The organism is Thiomonas sp. TH-17, from assembly GCF_057473305.1.
On the sequence record NZ_JBYCKI010000035.1, the window covers coordinates 1 to 5,220 of the forward strand.

7 protein-coding genes are annotated in these 5,220 nt (G+C 65.2%); 2 read left to right on the forward strand and 5 right to left on the reverse strand.

Annotated elements, in window-relative coordinates:
* Positions 1-167 precede the first annotated feature (167 nt).
* From fliW to AC2VLV_RS02765, 5 genes are all read right to left on the reverse strand, one after another.
* The gene (fliW, locus tag AC2VLV_RS02745) at positions 168-683 is read right to left on the reverse strand and encodes a flagellar assembly protein FliW (protein ID WP_486988517.1); all 516 of its coding nucleotides are present in this window, start codon (positions 681-683) and stop codon (positions 168-170) included.
* Complete coding sequence (locus tag AC2VLV_RS02750) at positions 680-943, reverse strand: carbon storage regulator (RefSeq protein WP_486988518.1); 264 nt, start codon at positions 941-943, stop codon at positions 680-682. Before AC2VLV_RS02750 ends, fliW begins: the two co-directional genes overlap by 4 nt.
* A gap of 24 nt (positions 944-967) precedes the next feature.
* Positions 968-1,387 carry a flagella synthesis protein FlgN gene (locus tag AC2VLV_RS02755; protein ID WP_486988519.1) on the reverse strand — a complete coding sequence of 140 codons (420 nt, stop codon included), beginning with the start codon at positions 1,385-1,387 and terminating at the stop codon, positions 968-970.
* 12 nt (positions 1,388-1,399) lie between these two features.
* Positions 1,400-1,732: a flagellar biosynthesis anti-sigma factor FlgM gene (gene flgM, locus AC2VLV_RS02760; protein ID WP_486988520.1), complete on the reverse strand. Its 333-nt coding sequence runs from the start codon at positions 1,730-1,732 to the stop codon at positions 1,400-1,402.
* 106 nt (positions 1,733-1,838) lie between these two features.
* Entirely contained in the window at positions 1,839-3,929 is a 2,091-nt protein-coding gene (locus AC2VLV_RS02765) for an EAL domain-containing protein (RefSeq protein WP_486988521.1), read from the reverse strand.
* A gap of 155 nt (positions 3,930-4,084) precedes the next feature.
* Between AC2VLV_RS02765 and AC2VLV_RS02770 the strand changes: the two genes are divergently transcribed.
* Positions 4,085-4,504: a response regulator gene (locus AC2VLV_RS02770; RefSeq protein ID WP_486988523.1), complete on the forward strand. Its 420-nt coding sequence runs from the start codon at positions 4,085-4,087 to the stop codon at positions 4,502-4,504.
* The gene (locus AC2VLV_RS02775; protein ID WP_486988522.1) at positions 4,501-5,103 is read left to right on the forward strand and encodes a protein phosphatase CheZ; all 603 of its coding nucleotides are present in this window, start codon (positions 4,501-4,503) and stop codon (positions 5,101-5,103) included. The genes AC2VLV_RS02770 and AC2VLV_RS02775 overlap by 4 nt, the downstream gene beginning before the upstream one ends.
* The last annotated feature ends 117 nt before the right edge of the window (positions 5,104-5,220 follow it).

The following is a 5,220-nucleotide window of genomic DNA, read 5'->3' on the forward strand; positions in this document are numbered from 1 at the left end:
CTCGGCATTCAGTTTCTGAACATGGCCCCGGCCTTCGAGCAGCGCCTGCAACAGTATGTCCAGCGGCGCGACCGCGAACTGCTGAGAGACGCTCGGCGCTGAACCGGGCGGCAGCCCGGCGCCGCCCTTGCTGCTGCTTGGCTACTGCGGCCTCGTTAGCGTTCTCGTTACTGCGGATTCAGCGCCAGCAGGCGCGACATCAGCCCTGGCGGCGCGAGCACTTCAGTTTGGTGAGCGAAAACACCATCGCCTTCCACCTCGGAAGCCTCAACGATGTGCTGCTCGAACTGCCCCATCTGCGCGTCAAACACCAAGGGCGCCTGTCCGTGCGCGCGCAGCGGCTGCCCACTCTGCGTGGGCAGAAGCACCATCACCATGGGCAGGGATTGCGCGTCGATCTGCGCATAGCGCAAACCAAAATGCGCTGCTGGCGCCAGCAGAAAACTCACCCCCGCATCGTCGAGCGACTGCAGCCACAAGAAGGGCTGCTCGGTTTGCAGACCGATGAGCACAAAGCGCTGCAGGGTCTCGAATCCCGGCAGCGGCGACGGCACCGTCCAGATTTGATGTTGCGCAACGGGAAGCAAGCCGAAGCGCGTGGCCACTTCCATTGCGTTGCACGGCGCCGCGCTGGTTTGCGCAAGCGCGCTCGTCGTGACCGATTCAGGCTGGGCGGGGCTCAACGCGACTCTCCATGAGGGGACAAGTCAACCGGGACGTCAACCGTCCCAGAAACCCAATGCGCCAGAGACAGCCCTTGCGGTGCCACCGCAGCCTGGTTGCCCTGGCTGATCTGGGCATAGAGTTCTTCGCGCAGAATGCGCAGGTCGAGCGGGCCCTCAATGCCGAGGCGCACCTTGCCGGGCGCGGACTGCAGCACGACCAGGCGGATGTCGTCCCCGATGCGGATGGCTTCACCGGGGCGGCGCGTCAGAATGAGCATGCATCGAACCCGGCGGGACGATTGTTAAGCGCTGACCTGCAGGCGAACAGGGCCGCTGCCGGGCTGGCCCTGGCCGTGGGCGCCGTAGAGATCGACGCCTTCAGCGTTGCCGCGCAAAATTTGCAAGGCCCCTTCGGTGCTGCGCACCAGCGCCGAGATCATGGCGCCGTTGCGCTGATTGGCCTCGGCGATGCTCCGCGCCAGGGTTTGAACCGCGCTCCACAAGGGGTTGATGACCGCTTCGGTCTGCGCGCCAAACTGCATGATGCGCTCGCGCTCCAGCGCGTCGATCTCGGCCAGGAGGCTGTTTTTCTGCTCGGTCAGTGCCGGCAGTTGATCCGCAGCGGCGCGCAGCAGGCAGGCGTGCTCTTCAATCAGCAAGCGGTCAAAAGCCTGCAACTTGTCGAGTTGCAGGCGAAGGAGAGAATCGACCGACTGCTGCATGGTGGGTTCAGATTAGTTGGAACCAGACTTGCTCGCGCCGATCAGTGCCTGGCTGTCTTGCAACAGGCCACCGGCGATGCGCTGCGGGTCAACCACATATTGACCGCTGCGGATGGCGTTTTGCAGTTCGCTGATGCGCGCGTCGCTGGCCGGAGGCGTGGCGCCTTGCGTGCTCGCGAGGTTGAGCATCTGCCCGGCCCCCGAGATGGAGACCTGTTCGGTAGCTGCCGCGCCTGACGGATTTACAGCCGGATTGGCAACCGAGCCCGCGCGCCGCGACGCCGCGGCCGAACCGCTAACGGCAGTCGAGGCGCTGGAAAGGGGGGAATTCTGGATGGGGATCATGGGGGCATTCTCTCCTGTTGGAGTGCTCAACGTCACGCTTTTACGGAACTTTAGGGCAAGTGTGACTTTTTTGGCAATTCCCGCTGAATGCCCCCTTGTCGCCCTCTTACCGCCCCAGTTCGGCGCGCACCAGCAGATCGAGCTGCCGACGCATGTCTTCCTGCGCGCGGGCGAATGCCGGCGTCTCCAGCCCCTCGCTCAGCGCGCTGATGAGGCGCTGGTAGGCCAGGTGCAGCGGCCTGCCCTCCAGCCCCTCCACCTCGATGTAATGGTGCAAGGCGGTGGCGGCGCGCGCCGCGAGCGGTAGCGCGTCGGGCCAGGGCGTCATATAGGCCAGCCGCCGCTCCCACAACAGGTGGGCCGCATAGATGCCCAGGGCCGTGCGGGGATGATCGCGGTTGATCGTCAGATGAAATCCGCGCACCCAGTCCACCACCGCGTCGGCGGGCATGGGGCGAGCCAGCCCGTAGCCTTGCCCCGCGTCGGCCTGCAAAATGATGGCCGCCTCCACCAGCCCGGCCGACTCCAGCCCTTCGACCACGACCTTGCTGCCCAGATCGTGCGCCAGCCGGGTGAGATGCTGAATGAAGTCGAGCGCCCGGCGCGGCGCCTTACCCAGTCCGCCCAGCAGGCCCTGGTCGATCTTCACCTCGTCGAACGCAAAGCTGTCGAGCCGCAGCAGCGAGCTGTAGCCTGAGCCGAGATCGTCTTCGGCCAGACGCACGCCAGTGGCGCGAAACCGCCCCAGCAGCGCGTCGCGGCGCTCCGAAATGTCGAGATCGCTGCTTTCCAGCAATTCCAGGGTGAGGCGGCGCGGTTCGAGCGCATGGCTGTGCAGCAGTTGCTCCACCCGCTCCACATAACGCGGATCGCTCAGCGCCACCGGCGGCATGTTCACCGACACATCGAGATCAATGCCTTGCTGCGCCCAGCGCTGCCGGGCATGCAAGGCCTGCTCCAGGCCCAGGCTGAACAGGCGCCACATATCGAGCGCGCCCAACACGGGCAGAAACTCACCCGGCGCGATCAGCCCGCCGCCATCGCGCCGTTGCAGCCGCGCGAGCGCCTCGAATTTCTCGGGCCGGCCTGTCTTGAGGTTGACCACGGGCTGATACTGCATCTGCAGGCCCGAATGATCGAGCAGATCGACATAGAACTGCCGCCGTGCGTAAGGCACCACGCCCGAAGGACTATGCGCATAACGGGCAAACGCCAGGCCCAGCACCTTTTGCAGATGCTCGACGAATACCCGGCGCGTCGAGCTGGTGAAAAAGCCGGGATAGCTGCTGTAAAGATCCATCAGCGCAATCGGCTGGCCTGAAGCGTCGAGAATGGGAATGGACACGGCGCTGCGCACGCCCAGTTCGTCCGCCTCCTTCTTCCAGGGCAGGATTGCCGGATCGCAGGCATACGACGCGGTGTACTGCACCTCGCGGCTGCGCCAGGCGCGGCCCGAGACGCCCAGCCCTTCCGCCGCATCGCCGCGCACCGTGGTGAACGCGGCTTCGCCCGAGTCGATGCGGTCGAGGTAGAGCGACTTGAAGCGGCTGCCAAAGGCGTGCTCGAACTGAACCACGCCTGCCGCATCGGGCCGCCCGATCGTGCCCGCCAGCACACCCTCGATGTTTTCCAGCGCCCCGAGCACGGCGCGCAACAGATCGCTGAGGGTGTGCGCCGTGAGAATGGCCGCGTCAATGCGAACCAGCGCCGCGTCGAACTGACGGACGATGTCTTCATGCCCCTCGATCTGCCACTGCAACTCGTCTTGCAGGCGGGTGATGAAGTAGCGCAGCAAAGCCGCCCGCTCGGACGGCTCGACCCACGCCGCAAAGTGGCTGATCAGCAAGCGGGTGTACAGCCCGTAAGCCTCGACCAGCCACGACGCATCGAGTCCGATGAGCGCGTGCACCCGCCCCACATGCCGCGCCACCCGCACCGAGGCTTCGCTGCTGCTCACAAACAGGCTGCGCAGATGACGCTCCTGGTTGCCGCGCAGACGCGAAAACTCGGCCTCCGACAACAACTTGAGCACGCGCGAAAACCGGGTCTCCTTGAGCAGCTCGTCGTAGAACTGCCGGATGAAAGCCTCCACCACCCCATTCAGATCGGGCTGAACCGCAGCAAGCAGCGCACGCAAGGCTGCCTGCTGCTCGGCGGGCGCTGGCGGCTCGGCTGAGATATTCAACTTTTCATACATGGGGAGCCATGCTATTGATCGAAGCCAAGGGCAGGCAAGCGAAACCTTCGATCCCGTTGACCTGAAACAAGTCCCCCTTGATTTCCGTCGCCGCGCAGGCCACGCGATTCAAGTTCGCGCCCCGCGTGCCGTTACTTCAAACGCAAGACAAAACCATCGCGAGGCCCACCTTGAAATTCCTGGTTGTTGACGACTTTCCCACCATGCGCCGCATCGTGCGCGGCCTGCTGATGCAGACCGGCTATGTGAGCGGCAATATCGACGAGGCGGAAAACGGCGAAGAAGCCTGGCGACGACTGCAGGCCGGCGGCATCGAGTTCGTCGTCACCGACTGGAACATGCCGGTGATGCAGGGCATCGATCTGCTCAAGCTCATCCGCGCCAGCGACAACCCGGCCATCCGCAGCCTGCCCGTGCTCATGGTCACCGCCGAAGCGAAGAAAGAAAACATCGTCGCCGCGGCCCAGGCTGGGGTGAACGGCTACATCGTCAAACCCTTCACCGCACAGACCCTGAAAGAAAAACTCGACGCCATCATGGCGCGGCTCAACGCGGCTGCGGGAGCAGCGCAATGAACCGCGACCCCGCCACCCCCGTCGCAGGGCCGACCCAAGACGGGGGCAGCCCCCTCGGGGGGCAGCGAGCCTCAGCGAGCGTGGGGGCCTCCACCCTTGCGCTGCACAAGCTCACCGAGGCCGACGCCCTGCTGCACGAAGGCGTGCGCCGCATCATGGTCGCTTCCAGCGATCTGCCGGAGGCCAGTCATCCGCTCGAAGAAGCGCTGCGGCTGACCGAGACCCAGGCCATGGCCACGCTCGAAGCGGTGGAAAACGGTTTCTCCGAAATCGCCGCCATCCGCGCCACGCATGGCGGCTTCATCGACGAGCGCCTCGACCGCCTGGAGCAACAGTTCCACACCATTCTCGCCAGCCAGCAGGGCCAGGATCTGGCCGGCCAGCGGCTGAAAAAAACCATTCACCTGCTGCAGGCGGTGGAGCAGCGCATCCGTGCCGCCGTCGAACAACTCGGCCCGCATCTCGAACCGGCGGCCACTGCCGAGGCACCGCCCCCGGCGACCGACAGCGCCGCGCCGCTCAACGGGGTTCCCGCCTACGCCGGGCCCTCTTTTGCCCAGGATGACGTGGACGCCCTGCTGCGCGACCTCGGCATCTGAAACCTTCCGCCCACCATCATGGACAACGACATCCTGCTGGAATTTCTCGCCGAATCGCGCGAGCTGCTGAGCCAGGCCCAAGACCAGTTGCTGCGGCTGGAATCCCAGCCCGACGAC

Coding starts and splice junctions, on each gene's coding strand:
- AC2VLV_RS02750 (WP_486988518.1), bottom strand. CDS start 943: ATGCTCATTCTGACGCGCCGCCCCGGTGAAGCCATCCGCATCGGGGAC.
- AC2VLV_RS02755 (WP_486988519.1), bottom strand. CDS start 1,387: ATGCAGCAGTCGGTCGATTCTCTCCTTCGCCTGCAACTCGACAAGTTG.
- flgM (WP_486988520.1), bottom strand. CDS start 1,732: ATGATCCCCATCCAGAATTCCCCCCTTTCCAGCGCCTCGACTGCCGTT.
- AC2VLV_RS02765 (WP_486988521.1), bottom strand. CDS start 3,929: ATGTATGAAAAGTTGAATATCTCAGCCGAGCCGCCAGCGCCCGCCGAG.
- AC2VLV_RS02775 (WP_486988522.1), top strand. CDS start 4,501: ATGAACCGCGACCCCGCCACCCCCGTCGCAGGGCCGACCCAAGACGGG.